12 protein-coding genes are annotated in these 15,606 nt (G+C 45.6%); 9 read left to right on the top strand and 3 right to left on the bottom strand.

Annotation, left to right across the window (positions count from 1 at the left end):
* Positions 1-6 precede the first annotated feature (6 nt).
* Together LDO37_RS19405 and LDO37_RS19400 are read right to left on the bottom strand one after the other, a co-directional pair.
* Complete coding sequence (locus LDO37_RS19405; RefSeq protein WP_126608139.1) at positions 7-1,773, bottom strand: cobaltochelatase CobT-related protein; 1,767 nt, start codon at positions 1,771-1,773, stop codon at positions 7-9.
* Positions 1,766-2,764 (bottom strand): AAA family ATPase, encoded by a 999-nt coding sequence (locus tag LDO37_RS19400; protein ID WP_126608138.1) that lies wholly within the window; start codon positions 2,762-2,764, stop codon positions 1,766-1,768. Before LDO37_RS19400 ends, LDO37_RS19405 begins: the two co-directional genes overlap by 8 nt.
* A 231-nt stretch (positions 2,765-2,995) precedes the next feature.
* Between LDO37_RS19400 and xsc the strand changes: the two genes are divergently transcribed.
* The 9 genes from xsc (at position 2,996) to LDO37_RS19355 (ending at position 14,931) form a co-directional block, all read left to right on the top strand.
* Positions 2,996-4,804 (top strand): sulfoacetaldehyde acetyltransferase, encoded by a 1,809-nt coding sequence (gene xsc / locus LDO37_RS19395; RefSeq protein ID WP_101110382.1) that lies wholly within the window; start codon positions 2,996-2,998, stop codon positions 4,802-4,804.
* A gap of 238 nt (positions 4,805-5,042) precedes the next feature.
* Positions 5,043-5,450, top strand: coding sequence for a nuclear transport factor 2 family protein (locus LDO37_RS19390; RefSeq protein ID WP_104403191.1), 408 nt, complete (start codon positions 5,043-5,045; stop codon positions 5,448-5,450).
* Positions 5,451-5,480: 30 nt separating this feature from the next.
* Positions 5,481-6,923 (top strand): NAD(P)/FAD-dependent oxidoreductase, encoded by a 1,443-nt coding sequence (locus LDO37_RS19385; RefSeq protein ID WP_126608144.1) that lies wholly within the window; start codon positions 5,481-5,483, stop codon positions 6,921-6,923.
* Between the two features lie 152 nt (positions 6,924-7,075).
* Positions 7,076-8,074, top strand: a complete 999-nt coding sequence (locus LDO37_RS19380; RefSeq protein ID WP_101110386.1) for a TRAP transporter substrate-binding protein — start codon at positions 7,076-7,078, stop codon at positions 8,072-8,074.
* A gap of 145 nt (positions 8,075-8,219) precedes the next feature.
* Entirely contained in the window at positions 8,220-8,792 is a 573-nt protein-coding gene (locus LDO37_RS19375; RefSeq protein ID WP_101110388.1) for a TRAP transporter small permease, read from the top strand.
* Positions 8,793-8,806: 14 nt separating this feature from the next.
* Positions 8,807-10,150, top strand: coding sequence for a TRAP transporter large permease (locus LDO37_RS19370; RefSeq protein WP_126608137.1), 1,344 nt, complete (start codon positions 8,807-8,809; stop codon positions 10,148-10,150).
* A 303-nt stretch (positions 10,151-10,453) separates the two neighbouring features.
* Positions 10,454-11,308 carry a hypothetical protein gene (locus LDO37_RS19365; RefSeq protein WP_101110398.1) on the top strand — a complete coding sequence of 285 codons (855 nt, stop codon included), beginning with the start codon at positions 10,454-10,456 and terminating at the stop codon, positions 11,306-11,308.
* A 233-nt stretch (positions 11,309-11,541) separates the two neighbouring features.
* The gene (locus LDO37_RS19360; RefSeq protein WP_185829823.1) at positions 11,542-14,394 is read left to right on the top strand and encodes a lamin tail domain-containing protein; all 2,853 of its coding nucleotides are present in this window, start codon (positions 11,542-11,544) and stop codon (positions 14,392-14,394) included.
* Positions 14,395-14,397: 3 nt separating this feature from the next.
* On the top strand, positions 14,398-14,931 hold the full coding sequence (locus LDO37_RS19355; RefSeq protein ID WP_126608135.1) for a hypothetical protein: 534 nt from the start codon (positions 14,398-14,400) through the stop codon (positions 14,929-14,931).
* An 85-nt stretch (positions 14,932-15,016) separates the two neighbouring features.
* On the opposite strand, the gene LDO37_RS19350 is transcribed toward LDO37_RS19355, so the two are convergent.
* Entirely contained in the window at positions 15,017-15,508 is a 492-nt protein-coding gene (locus LDO37_RS19350) for a MarR family winged helix-turn-helix transcriptional regulator (protein ID WP_126608134.1), read from the bottom strand.
* Between the last annotated feature and the right edge of the window lie 98 nt (positions 15,509-15,606).

The raw sequence follows: 15,606 nt of genomic DNA, 5'->3' as shown, positions 1-15,606 counted from the left end.
CTAGGCTTACATAAAGGATGAAAAGCCCAAACGATAGGCTATTTTGTCGATCAAATTGAAGAGTGTCTGAGTGTTAGTGTCCTGATCTAGATCGACGGCCAAGTGGTGAGTGTAAAATGCACTCAAATCCAACCCTATCCCCATACCTGTGACTAACGTTCCCTCTTGTTCGCATTGCGCAATGGCGTATGAAAGATGGCGTGCGAGATAAGCATCATCGTTCGCTAATTGCGTTGCGGTATCCATAGGGCAACCGTCGGATATCACCAATAACGCCTTCTTCTGGCATTCGCTGTTTGATAATCTTTTCTGAGCCCAGAGTATGGCCTCTCCATCAATCCCTTCTTTAAACAAATCGTGCTTCATCATCGCGGCTATCTGTCGTTTCGATTTCACCCAATTGTCTGACGCGCTTTTAAAAATGAGGTGCCTCAGTTCATTGAGCCGCCCGGGTAACTTCGGCTTTCTCGCCTTTAACCAATCTTGCTGCGCTCGTCCCCCATTCCATGAACGCGTGGTAAACCCCAATACTTCCGTTTTTACCCCAGATAAATGCGCCGCCCTAACTAGGACATCAACCATCAGTGCGACAGAACGAATTGAATTGCGCATCGAGCCAGAACAATCAATGAGAATCGTCAGTTGCATGTCTGGCTTCAACATTTGAGGGCGAGTATAAAATACACGCTTCTCGTTATGGTTCGTCACGATCTGACTAAGCCTGCGCCCGTCAATCAAACCCGATTCCTCACCAAACTGGTACTGGGGTTCGCATGGAGTGGAAAACCGCTCCTTCATTCTCTGTGCAACTTTACGAATGGACATACCCGACTGCATCCACTGTTTATCAAGGTCCTCCCGAAACTCGGTAAGTAATGCCCCCCTGACCAACGAAGCGGCAAAACGTTCTTCATCATAGTCGGTGGTAAAAGCCTGATACCCTGAAGCTCTCCCTTCAACAGAAGTACCCTCCCCTGCTTGGGCGACAGGCAATTCACACTCAATCTCGCCATCATTTTCCACCAACAAATCGAAGGCAATGCGATTACGAGTAGGGGGTTGATTGGCATCTTCATCCTCTAATGTGCTGTCTACTAAATTCGCAATAACTTGCGCAATATCGTTCGCAAACTTAGCGTATTCAATCTGGCTATTTGCTGATCTTTTTAATTTAGAAAGCGGGGTTCCGATAAGAGGCGCTAACGCCATTCTTGTTGACTCTATCTGTTCTTCAATGATTTCGGGGATAGGTAAGGATTGAACTCGAGAACGCACCATTTGCAATAACGTAAACAACAATATGCCCACTTGGCTTTCCAGTAGCCCTGCCTTTTCATATTGCCGAGACCAATGCTCAAAGTGCATCTCTATGTTGACGCTCACCCCCTCAAACTTTTTTGAAATCAACGATTCCGCTCGAAGCTGTTCTAGCGCATCAAATACCCAGCGAGCCATTTGGTGTGTTGGCCGGCTTGCTAAAAAATCAACTTGATTGGTGTTAGTGAGATGAGCAACCCATCCGTCGACTAAACCTCTTTGAGTTGCTCTTTCATCTTCCAACGCGTTTTCTTGTTCAAGGTGCATGACACTTCCAAAATCCCTCAACTGCAAATGGGGAGCAAGCGTCACCAACGGCTGCGAGCGTTGAAACAAACGATCCCCTTTCAATTCAATATCGGAATACCCTGAAAGTGAGCGCAACGTCGCCAATAAGTGTTCTCGATTTAGTTGATTGCGTTGTTTCTGGCTAATCGCCTGTTTTCCACTATTCATCGTTACGCATCGACCCTGACAATTCTTGTTTGGGTAATTCTTGATTAAGCAGTTCCCGACCAAAGCAACGCTGATAGTATTCTTCCAAAAGGGCTTGTTCCGATTCCTCACACTTATTAAAAAACGTTAGTTTGAACGCCAATTCACAGTCCTTGAAAATTTCACAATTCTCCGCCCAAGTCATCACCGTGCGCGGCGACATAAGACTGGAAAGATCTCCCGTTTCAAAACCCTGTCGCGTAAGATTGGCGAGCTGCACCATATGATCCACGATGATTTTTCCTTGAGGTGTGTTTTTTTCTGGAACGCGAGCCAACACAATTTGCGCTTCTTGTTCAGCAGGCAAATAATTGAGCGTCGCTGTTAAATTCCACCTATCGAGCTGCGCATGATTTAATACTTGGGTGCCGTGGTACAAACCGTTGACGTTTCCAAGCCCTACGGTATTTGCCGTCGCAAACAGTCGAAATTGCGGGTGTGGGGTAATGACACGGTTTTGCTCCATCAAAGCAAGCTTGCCCTCTTTTTCAAGCAGCCGCTGAATGACAAACATTATGTCTGGTCGCCCTGCGTCGTATTCATCCAGTATTAGAGCCATGGGTTTTTGAACCGCCCAAGGCAAAATGCCTTCTTGAAACTCCGTCACCTGTTTACCATCTTTCAATACAATGGCGTCTTTACCGACTAAATCGAGACGGCTGAGGTGTCCGTCTAAATTTATTCGCATACAAGGCCAGTTCAATCGTGCCGCAACCTGTTCTATATGAGTCGACTTCCCAGTGCCATGCCGACCTTGAATCAGCGTACGACGGTTGTGAGTAAACCCTGCGAGTATCGCTAACGTCACCTCAGGATTAAATTGATACGCCATATCAATGTCAGGCACATCCTGTGTGGGATGTGGGTATCCGATCACGTCCATATCCACATCAATCCCAAATGTATCCCTAACAGAGTAGCGGGTGGTGACTCGCTCTGTTCTCATATCCATCACGTAATCCTTTTCATTCACTTGTTTCTATTCTTTCGCAGCGCTCACAAGTTGAACACCATTCTTTCTCGTTTTTGATAGATAAATATCATTTTATGGAACAAATCATTCCATTTTAAATATTTCTATTGACGTTCAAAAATTGCACATCTAGAGTAATGTTAAATTTCAGTTAACGAAATGTATTGTTCCAATTTTTGAAATTCATTCTATTTCGTCAAGGAGACAGCGATGAGCGAAAACACAAGAAACGTGGTTGAAGGAAAAACGCGTATGACGCCTTCAGAGGCGTTTGTAGAAACATTGGTAGCAAACAATGTACAAGACATGTTTGGCATTATGGGATCCGCTTTTATGGATGCCATGGATATTTTTGCCCCTGCTGGCATTCGTTTAATCCCAGTCGTTCACGAACAAGGTGCGGCACACATGGCCGATGGCTACTCACGTGTTTCTGGCGAACATGGTGTGGTGATAGGACAAAATGGACCGGGTATCAGTAACTGTGTTACCGCCGTCGCCGCTGCCTATTGGGCACACAGCCCAGTGGTGATTGTGACACCAGAAACCGGCACCACGACCATGGGACTAGGTGGTTTCCAGGAATGTAACCAGCTTCCTATGTTCCAAGAATTTACTAAATACCAAGGGCACGTAACCCACCCTTCGCGCATGGCGGAATACACCGGTCGCTGTTTTGATCGCGCAATGAGTGAGATGGGTCCGACTCAACTCAACATCCCACGCGATTATTTTTATGGTGATATTCAATGTGAAATCCCGAAACCCGCTCGTCTCGATAGAGGTGCAGGTGGCGAACAAAGCTTAAATGATGCAGCAGACATCTTAGCTCAAGCCAAATTCCCAGTGATCATTTCCGGTGGTGGTGTCGTTATGGGCGATGCTATTGAAGAATGTAAAGCACTAGCAGAACGCTTAGGTGCTGCGGTCGTGAACAGCTACTTGCACAACGACTCGTTCCCTGCCAGCCATGAACTATGGTGTGGTCCTCTAGGCTATCAAGGCTCTAAAGCTGCGATGAAGCTGATCTCTCAAGCGGATGTCGTGATTGCACTTGGCTCACGTCTTGGTCCGTTCGGTACTCTGCCACAACATGGCATGGATTACTGGCCAACCAACGCCAAGATCATTCAGATCGATGCCGACAACAAAATGTTGGGATTAGTTAAGAAAATCTCTGTGGGTATTTGTGGTGATGCAAAAGCCGCTGCTGTCGCCCTGACCCAACGTTTAGAAGGTCGCACGTTAACTTGTGATGCAAACAAGCAAGAACGCTTTGAGAAAATTCAGGCTGAGAAAACAGCGTGGGAACAAGAACTGGACGATTGGACGCACGAAAAAGACCAATTCAGCCTAGACATGATCGAAGAAAACGCGCAAGAAACGCCTTTCTCTGGTGGCGAATACCTTCACCCAAGACAAGTTCTGCGCGAACTTGAAAAAGCCATGCCGGAAGATGTCATGGTGTCGACCGACATCGGTAACATCAACTCCATTGCCAACAGCTACCTTCGCTTTGAAAAACCACGTAGCTTCTTTGCGGCCATGAGTTTTGGTAACTGTGGTTATGCGTTCCCAACCATCATTGGGGCAAAAGTGGCAGCGCCACATCGCCCAGCGATCTCTTACGCAGGCGATGGAGCTTGGGGCATGAGCTTAGTCGAGACCATGACTTGCGTACGCCACAATATTCCTGTGACTGCCGTGGTTTTCCATAATCGCCAATGGGGTGCTGAGAAGAAAAACCAAGTGGATTTCTACAACCGTCGCTTCGTTGCTGGAGAACTGGATAACCAAAGTTTTGCAGAGATTGCTCGTTCAATGGGTGCAGAAGGGATCACTGTCGATAAATTGGAAGATGTCGGTCCAACGTTGCAAAAAGCCATCGATATGCAGATGAACGAAGGCAAGACAACCATTATCGAAATCATGTGTACACGTGAATTAGGCGACCCATTCCGCCGCGATGCACTGTCTACCCCTGTACGCCACTTAGATAAATACAAAGACTACGTCTAAAGGCCGCTGGCTGGTGTCACCAATTTATTTCTCAGTTTATGGATTGGCGACGCCCGTCACGTTGTAAAAAACTTGTTAATTATTGGTATCTATATCTCAATATGGAACGTTATGTATCGCATATTGAAATGATAAGACTGTAATCTAGCAAAACAAACAGCTGTTGAATCTGAATTCATACCCTGATCTTTCTCTCATCGATTCATGTTTGTTCTGCCCACTTTTTAAGGAACAGAAAATGAACACTAGCAATCAAGATCAAATAACAATCCAAACTCTTCAAGGTTTTAGTGATGCTTGGAATGCCCACGACATTGACGCTTTACTAAGTTTCGTGACGGACGATTGCGTGTTCCACACCGCGGCAGGTGCCGAGCTACAAGGGAACACCTTCTCAGGGAAAGAAGTACTTCGCGACGCTTTCGCTGTGGTATGGAAAAACTTCCCAGATGTTCAATGGAAAGATCCAGTTCACTTTGTCTCTGGCGATCGCGCTGTTACTGAATCCACGTTTTGCGCAACCACACCCGATGGCGACCGAATTGAGGCACGTATGGTGGATGTGTTTACGGTAAAAGATGGAAAAATTCAGGTTAAGAACGCTTTCCGTAAAGATCGTCCCGTCGTCAGTGGCGACGTCAAATAATATCCGGAGGCAGACATGAACTCAGATTCCATGAATCCGCACGTATTGAATGGCGCTGCGTCTGTGCCTTCTGAAAAAGAGCAGAGCCGGCAAGCCTACGACCCTAGCTACGATCCACTCACACGACAAACCCCTGGCACTGGCCAAGCCTACGCGCCTACTTATTGGATAGGAACAGCGGGCGAGCCGCCTCAAGACGATGGCCCAATTCTGTCGGATACTGATGCGGATGTCGTGATTATTGGATCAGGCTATACAGGGCTAACCGCAGCCATTTATCTTGCGGAACACTATGGAATCAGAGCCACAGTCTTAGAAGCCAACCGAGCCAGTTGGGGGTGCAGCACACGCAACGGTGGGCAAGCACAATGTGCCAGTGGCCGCTTAAAGCGCTCCCAATGGATTGAGCGTTGGGGGCTAGAAACCGCACTAAAAATGCACCGCGAATGCCTTGATGGTATGGAAACCTTCAAAGAACTGATTCAAGACATCGATTGTGAGCCTCAACCTGGCGGCCATCTCTATATTGCGCATCGCAGTAAGGTCATGCCGACACTAGAAAAAGAAGCTAAGTTGCTTCGCGATACCTTTAATTACGACGCACAAGTTCTTGATGCTGCCACGGTAAAGCGCGACTTTGTTGACGATAAAGAAGCGGCTGGTGCCATGCACGAACCAGAAGGCATTGGTATTCATGCAGGAAAATTAGCGTTCGGTTATTTGGAAAAAGCACGGCGTCTAGGCGTGAAAGTACACACCAGTAGCCCTGTGATCGGGTGGACATCGGAAGGTGACGTCCATTACATCAAAACACCGGGTGGCATTGTAAAAACCCAAGCCGTTGGCGTTGCGACAGGTGGTTACACATCACAAGGGTTGCACCCAGAACTCAAAAACCGCCTGCTGCCTATTCTCTCTAACTCCATCGTGACTCGCCCGCTCACCGATGCAGAAATCGATGAATGCAATTTCAAAACTAAACAAGTCTTAACGGATACACGTGTTTTACGTCATTACTATCGCCTGTTACCAGACAACCGAGTACAAATTGGCTCGCGCAGTGCGATAACTGGCAAGTCCGCTCCAGAAGAGAAGTACAAGCAATTTCTTGTTAACGATTTACACCGTAAATTCCCCGCGTTAACAGGGATAGAGGTCGATTATTCATGGTGGGGTTGGGTTGATGTTAGCCACGACATGATGCCTAGGATTTACCAGCCGAACTATAAAGAATCGATTTATTACGCACTAGGCTATGGCGGTAATGGCGTGATGTACTCCGCGCAAGCAGGTAAGCGGCTCGCCCAATGGATCGCAGGAGAAGGACAAAACCTCGACCTCCCTATTTTTCAATCCAAATTGCCGTTCCCAAACCTTCGGGAAATGGTGGAATCGGAGGCATTTTCTCCGTTTCGCCGCATGGGGCAACGGTTCTTGTACAAGTGGTATCACCTAAAAGACGAAGTGCTTTAGCTCGCTCTTCTTTGGCGATTCACTGCAAACTTATTTATTCACTACGTATTTTCTTAAGGAGAACAACACGCACGTTTAATCGGGGCGTCTTGCGGAAACATCTTCATCCAACAAAGGACGCATAACAGGCACAAGGAAGAAAGGTTAAAACAATGATACTTACCAAATCGAAATTCATTTCATGGAGCGCTTTGATTGCCGTCGCAATCGCGGCTCCCGTCACTTCTGCCAAGACCTTTAAAATGGCACTGGGTGATGCAGCTGGTGGTACACAATGGGAATTAGGCACCAAATTTAGCGAACTGATGGAAAAGAAAACCAATGGCAGTGTGAAATTGGATTTGTTTCCTAATGGTCAGCTTGGCAACGAACAAGACACCGTCAATAACGCAGCCATCGGCTTGCTCGATTTTTCCGTACTCGCGATCAATAACGTGACCCCCTTTTCTCCGTCGGTGGGTTTGCTCACCATGCCATACCTGATTCAAAGTGCGGAAGAAGCCAAAAAACTGACTCAAGGCGCTGTTGGAGATGAGTTAGTGAAAAACACCATTCGCGACGCAAACGTTCGAATTGTGGGCTGGGCGTATTCAGGATTTCGTGTTCTGACCAACTCCAAGCGCCCAGTGAAAACACTGGCAGACCTGAAAGGGTTGGTGATCCGAGTCCCGAAGAACGACATCATGATTTCGGCTTATCAAGCATGGGGAATTAACCCAACGCCTATGGCCTGGTCGGAAACCTTCACCGGATTACAGCAAGGCGTGGTCGATGGTCAAGACAACCCTTACATCACTGTTCATGCAATGAAATTCAATGAAGTTCAGAAGTACGTCACCAACATTCGCTACATCTTTTCGATCGAGCCGCTGATTGTCAGTGAGTCGATATTCCAAGAACAGTCTAAAGACATACAAGAAGCGATACTTGCGGCAGGTAAAGAAGCAACCGAACACAGCTATCAATTCTTACTGGAGTCGGAAGACCGAATCCGCAAAGACTTAGTCGCTAAAGGTATGGTAATTACAGAGCCAGCCGACGGCGAAAAAGAATGGATGAATAAGGTGACTGAAAAAGTATGGCCAAAATTTTACTCCAGCATTGGCGGCAAAGAAAAACTGGATGACACATTGAAATCTCTCGGTCGTTAATTCATTAATCAGCGCCAATTTAGAGCGCATATAACGATAAAAACGCCTTACACAGAATACGTCTATTTAGAACGGTATTCGTCCCTACACAATGGCATCTAACCCTATTCGTTGGATGCCATTCTAGCTCGCAGAGACTCGTGTCATGAAGTCATTGAGAAAACATCTAAACAATATTGAAGAATACACATGCTGCCTGTTACTGGCTTCGTTTGTGATTCTTCTCTTTTCGCAAATTGTATTGCGGCAGACTTTCCAATATTCCATACCTTGGGGTGATGAAGTGGCCACATACATGTTCGTTTGGTTTGCTTATTTGGGTGCTGTTGTCGCAGCGAAGATGTCGGCACATAACCGTGTGAGTTTCCATTTCCGATTCTTCCCGCCGATAGTCAAAACCGTTTGTGAAACCATTGCCGATCTTATCTGGGTAGCGTTCAATCTTTATTTTGTATACCTGAGTTACGACTTTGTTTTCAACAAAATGAACCTGTTTTGGAAGTCTCAAACCACTGGGATTCCAATGAAGTATTTCTATCTTATTTTGCCCATCGCTTTCTTCTTAATGTCGGTTCGCATCCTATGGAATAACTACGAAAAACTGGTGCTTGGCATTGAAGCAACAGACCCAGAAAGCGAAGAGATTCAAAAACAATCGTTAAAAAACGATTTTCTTAAAAACAAATTTTCGAAAAACAAAGCCTTCAAGGCTGAGTAAATGGAGCCCTAAGCATGGAAGCCTATTTAACTCTGATTCTATTTGGCGGCTTTTTAGTGCTGCTGATATTGGGAGCCCCAATTACCGTCTCGTTGGCGGGCGCCTCGATGGCGGCTTACCTACTACTTGATAAAAACCCGATTGCGTTAGTGCAAATCGCTTTTACCTCGGTTGGGAATTTCCCCCTAATGGCGCTGCCAGCGTTTGTTTTAGCTGGGGCATTAATGGAAGCGGCAGGCATCTCTAAACGGCTAGTCGATATAGCAGAAAATTTAGCTGGACCTGTAACGGGTGGTTTAGGTATGGCAACCGTGGTGGCCTGCCTGTTTTTTGGCGCGATCTCCGGTTCAGGTCCGGCTACCACTGCCGCGGTTGGTATGCTCATGATCCCAGCCATGGTGAAGCGAGACTATGAAAAAAGCTACGCCTCCGCCGTCACTGCTGCCTCTGGTGGGCTTGGGATCATTATTCCGCCGTCTATCCCACTTGTGATTTTTGGTATCTCTTCCATGGGGTTAATGCCACCACCCGAAGCGATTGCCGAGCACGGTAATTTTTCAACGGTTTCCATTCCTAAGCTCTTTGTCGCAGGTGTGATCCCTGGTTTGATTATGGCACTGTCGCTCATGGCAACTAATTATGTTATTGCCAAAAAGCGAGGCTACAAGGGGCTGAAAGAAGATTGGGATTCGAGAGAAATCAGAACAGCGGCAAGGCATGGTATTTGGTCCATTCTGGCACCTTTTCTTATTCTTGGTGGTATCTACAGCGGTATCTTCACACCGACCGAATCGGCCGTGGTGGCGATTTTTTACTCCCTTTTTGTTGGGTTGTTTCTACACCGAGAACTCACCTTTCAAAGCATCATCAAATCGCTTTCTACCACAACGTGGATAACAGGTCGTGTCTTGTTGATTCTGTTCGCGGCAACAGTATTTGGTCGCCTTCTGGTGGAACAAAAAATTCCAGTAGTCGTCGCTGATTCTCTACTTAGCCTAACCGACAACATGTATCTGGTATGGGCGCTAACCATAAGCTTACTCATCTTCATTGGTATGTTCATGGAAACCTTAGCCGCTATCATGATCATTGTGCCTGTGCTGCTGCCGATCATGTACATGCTGGGTGCCGATCCAACTCACGTCGGCATTGTAGTCGTGTGTGTATTGTCGATTGGTTTTGCCACCCCGCCCCTTGGGGAAAACATCTTTGTCGCATCGGGGATTGGTGGCTCAACAGTTGAACAGATAACGGCAAGAATTCATCCATTTGTGATTACCTCGGTGATAGCAGTCTTTATCATTGCCTTCTTCCCGAGTTTGTCGCTGTATCTGCCTAAGTTAGTTGGGTTTCCTTGATTGGAAAGGATACTTATAGAGTAAATAAGTATGGAACCCTATCGAAATGAAATCGCATAAACCCAACAAAGCGTGTTGGTTTCATAGTCACCAACACTGTTTATTTTGTGAACATTTATGAATATGGAGTGAAAGCGAATGAGAGCCTCTGCCGATTAAGTAAGAAGTGCTCTCATTTGCAAACCTAGCTCGCTTGATTGCTCTATCATTAAACTCCTTCCTCAGTTAAATCTGTATGCGAACGCATCATGTGAAATTTCTTCACTTTTGCTTTTGGCTAGAAAGTTAACAAGGAATAAGTTAATGAAAAATAAGTACATCCTCCCTATTGCGGCCATTGCGCTTGCATCCACCTCACTGACATCTCAGGCAAAAACGTTAGATCTTCCGCCTGGTTGTGAATACGGGCGAGTTAAGTCTTATGACTTTAAATCTGAAGACGTACAACAAGCAGTAGACAACGGCTACGATATCTATCAAGACCCGGACTACCAAGAGAACCAGCAAGAGTATCAGGACTTTTTTGAAGCACTGGTTAACTTGTTTAACTCGTTCGACTACTTGCGCGTAGAAGTGCCAAAACACGTCGCCCAAAACGAAGTATTCCGAGCAAAAGGCAATCTGTTTGATCGCTTGGCGTATGTGCGTTTTAACAACTCAGAATTTGGCTACGTCGGGAAAGATAAATCCAACTGGGATGCAAACTCATACCACAACATGAAGTTCTCTAAAACGTATGGATACGGCTTAGTTTGGATAAACAGAGCCAGCGGAATGTGTTCTGCTGAGGGGGTTTGGGTACAGAAGAAACCGAGGATCATCAGCGGTGATGCCTATCAATCTTCTGGGAGTGTGAAAGCCAACATTCAGTATTTGGTAGACAAATACTCGACCGCAGCAAAAGACTCAAGCGTAAATGCGCGTCTGACCATTCGTGTACGTGATGATCTTTACGGGCGTACAGCATCAAAATCATACAGTTTGAGTAGCCTAAGCGGCTCAAAAGTGATCAGTGTTGTACCAGCGAATGCCGGTATCAACAGCGTTTCGATCAGCTTATCTGATGGTAAATACTCCGACAGCTTATCGCTAGGCTATGTCCACGTTCCGGGTACACCGACTCCACCACCTAACTGCCCAAGGTGCCAACCACTATAATTTGGCAGGCATTATCAAATATTTATCTATTTTAAAGACCTCACATTGAGGTCTTTTTCCCTTGTTAAGCCCAATCAATTCACAATGTAATTCTTAGTGTATAAGCTCACGTATTCACGCTATAAATATTTATAATGAGATCACCACTCACAGTTACCAATACTTACACCTCATTAACAAAAATCATAGTAATATCGAAACGTGGTTATAACGGGGAAGTTAAACAGGAATTCATGGCTAGAAAATATCTAAAACTCAGCGCACTTTCTCTGACGATTGCGCTCGTAGGATGTGGCGGTGGCAGTGACGACTCAGCAAATGGACAAACTGGACCAGCAGGGAATACCACCAGCAAACTGAACATTACCGCGATTGATGGGTATTTGAGAAATGCTAGGGTGTGGCTCGACCTCAACAATAACTTTGCGCACGATACCAATGAGCCAACTGCGACAACGGGGCTGAATGGTAAAGCAACGTTAGATGTTTCAAATATTACCTCCCCTTCTTCCTACTCTGTCGTTGTACAAGCTATAAAAGGCACAACAATAGATGAAGATAACCTCGCCCCGGTGACTCGAAACTTCCTTCTTAGTGCACCTGCAGGGGAGCTTATCGTTACCCCCATAACCACACTGCTTAAACAAAAAATGGATCGCGGTGTTGCGATTGAAACCGCCAAGCAAGAAGTTGCGACCGACTTGCAAATCGAGTTGGACGATTTACTGAAAGACTATAAATCCCAAAACCTCTCAGATGTCGCGTTTGCGGCTCGCGTTTTGGTGCAAACATCGTTAATGCCAGAAAATCAGTCCGTTGCCAATACTAGGCAACAATCGTCAGACAGTAGTATTGAATCGAAAATCAAAGCGATCGGGGCTCTGATTAAAACAGAGAAAAGCAACTCAACGACTGATTTTGAAAACAAGACCGTCCAGTTAACCAGCCAGAATGGAACGGTAACGGCGCTAATTCGAAATGACAGGGACAATGATGGCTATTGGGATCATACCGATTCGCAAGGCAACTTATTGTCTGCAGCCAATTGGAACCCAAATACTCACGGAGCATGGCCTGTTGGTGCCGATTTGTTCCCTACCGACGCTAAAGAATACGCTGATACCGATGGCGATAAGGTAGGTGATAACAGTGATGCCTTCCCAAATGATGCAGCTGAATCGAAAGATTCGGATGGGGATGGCGTAGGCGATAATGCAGATGCGTTCCCTAACAATCCAAACGAACAAAAGGACAGCGATGGGGATGGCGTTGGAGACAATTCTGACTATTACCCGAATGATCCAAATCACTCAATCATCAGAACACTTGTTATCAACGAACTTTCAACGTCGCAGTACACTGATGATCGGCGTTGGATCGAAATTTACAATACTGGTTCCAAAGATGTGGTTCTAAGTGATTATTCGTTGAGATCCGGAGCGCGAACCTCTAGCGGTTCAGTATTAAGTAGCCATACGTTCACCTTGCCACAACAAACATTCAAAGCGGGTGCCTATCTCCTATTGCAAGCACGTGATGTGGAAAACGCTTATGCAGAGACTGGCAGCTCCAGCCAAGTGATCACGCTAACTGCAAATTCACATGTCCCTTATTGGACGGATAGTGGCTTTGTCGAACTTGTCCAAGTAGCATCACAAAAAACCGCCGATTTTGTCCGATTTGGTGCCAACTACACATCACCAACTTCCAGCAAAAGCTGGACAGGAACGTCAACGATTGAACGTTTACCACGTACTCTTGGCAAGAGCCTGGCTCGTGCTGAAAACCACTCAGACACCAACAAAGCAGAAGATTGGGCTGTCATTGCCTTTCCAACACCAGGCGGAAAGAACGATGTAAACAACTGTACAACCGATAGTGATAAAGACAATATTCCTGACTGTGCCGAGCGTCCAGATAGCACTTACGCAGGTATGAACATGTACAACTGGGGAGCCAGAGAAGGGCAAACCGATATCTTCATTGAAATTGATTACATGGACGCAACCAATAACAACCGCCAGATTGCAGATGAAGGTATTATCCCGAGAAAAGAAGCACTAGATAAAGTGAATTTCGCCTTTCAAAACCGAGGTTACTCGTTGCACTTCGATACCGGTGCGCTTCATGGACAGGATCATAATTTAGGCGGTGGTAATGAAGTGCCTTATTCCGCCAGTATTGGGATAAACAGATACTATAATCCCACCACCCTTCAAAGCTACAAGATAGAACATATGGATGTTCGTCGCCGCTTAGTTTTCTATTACATGCTGTTTGCCAATAGCCAAAAAGCCAATGGAACCGCTGGTTCTTCAGGAGTCGCTGAAATCAACGGAAATGATTCACTGATCACGCTTGGAAAATGGAAACTCAATAGTCGTTATCCTAGTACCCAAAACGAACTCATCAATTATCAAGCCACCACGATCATGCACGAGTTTGGACACAACCTAGGTTTACAACATGGTGGTAATGAAAACCTTAACTTCAAGCCAAACTATTACAGCATCATGAACTACATGTACCAACTTGATGGTCTTTCAGTACTAGGGCAAAACGAGGGAGATAGATACCACTTACGCAATTACGATAATGAGCTAGCTAATTCTAAGTGCGCAGCGACTCCACAAGGTTATGCCACAAAAGCAAGTGATCTTATCAATGGTCCCTTTGGAGCGCATGACAATTTCAAAATCGATTATTCCGATGGCTCTGGTTCACCTTTAGATGAAAACAGCTTAGATGAATCAAAAGGTTTAGGCAGGCGCGTTACCGACAGAGTGGATTTTAATTGCGATGGTGACACGAACGACACCTCCCTTTCATTGGACTTAACCAACACCAGTGCATCCAGTCAAAACAACGGTAAAACGGTGTTGAACGATTTTAACGACTGGGCGGCTGTGAGCTTAAGATTCCAAAGCACACCAAAAGGTAATACGGGTGATTCTCGCTCATCATACAGCCGTAACATGCCAAACCAGCCGCAAGATTATCTGTCCAATGACCTGCAGGAATACATTATAGAAGAAACACCATCAGCAGCATTTTTTGAACGTTTAGAACAAGCAAGGAACCAATAACTCATGCATAAAATGATGATGGCCTTGTGCTTGGTTGGTTGGTTAACCGCTTGCTCTCAGGCGGAGTCGGAACATACAAACAATCAGTTTTCAGTTCTTAATGGTGTGTTGCATTTCAATCAAAAATTTGTCGACGATTGGAACGAGGAAGATGCCATTCCTCGATGTTTGAAATGCCGAAAAGAATCCCAGATTAAGCATCAGCCGGATGGACCTGAAATATTCGACCGCTACGTTGACGCAAATGGTCTTCAATTCTTAACCGCCAAAAACATCCGACACACGTTTGATATTACGCTTACAGAAGGCTCCGTCACGCTCAGTTTCAAACTCATTGATGGGGAAGTTTTTCTCTCTATAGATAATGAAAATGATACTTTGATAACAACGGATCAGAAGCAGGTGTTCAATCATTTGAATCACCAACTTTCATTTAGATTTACTGATGTGTACCGACCAAAAGAAGTGCCCACTCATCTGTCTAATGAACAACCGGAGTTTTCTGTCGACTTCCAGCTAACCGTTTCGAAGCTTTAGCCCTATGCTTCAAAACAGTGGTAAATACCAAGGCGACCACTTAAGGGTCGCCTTGATTCATTTCGCTTTTTTAAACGAACAGATGTTATTCAGACTGCTCTTGCGCAGAAAGTAGTTTACTCAACAATCCAGACAGCGCTTCTCTTTCATCTTTGTTAAGGGATGTTAGCAGCGATTCGCTGTTATTAACGTGAGCTTCCAACGCAGTATTCGCCAGCTTTAATCCTTCTTCTGTGAGCGACACTTGAACGCCTCTTCTGTCATTTGGATCAGCGCTTCGAACCACTAGGTTTTTGTTCTCTAGCTTGTCGATACGATTGGTCATGGCTCCCGATGTCAGCATCATCGATTGCAACAAATTGTGAGGACAAAGCGTGTAAGGCTCCCCTGAACGTCTCAACGTCATCAACACATCGAACTCACCTGAGTTGAGCCCAAACTCAGCGAACGTTTTATTCAGCTTTGGCGCAATATGACCGCGCAACTGCCCTATTCTGCCTAAAATGGCCATTGATGAGGTATCTAGATCAGGTCGTTGTTCTTGCCACTGACGCAAGATGTTATCCACTTTATCCATTGCATTACTTTAAGTTAAGAATCTTAATTAGAAATTACTCTAATGGAATCAAAGAAGGCTGGCAAATCTTACCGCCTATATCCTTATCTTTAGACGTA

Source organism: Vibrio penaeicida (assembly GCF_019977755.1).
GTDB lineage: Bacteria > Pseudomonadota > Gammaproteobacteria > Enterobacterales > Vibrionaceae > Vibrio > Vibrio penaeicida.
Note: the sequence above shows the minus strand (reverse complement) of the source record. Positions and strands in the feature narration are given on the sequence as shown.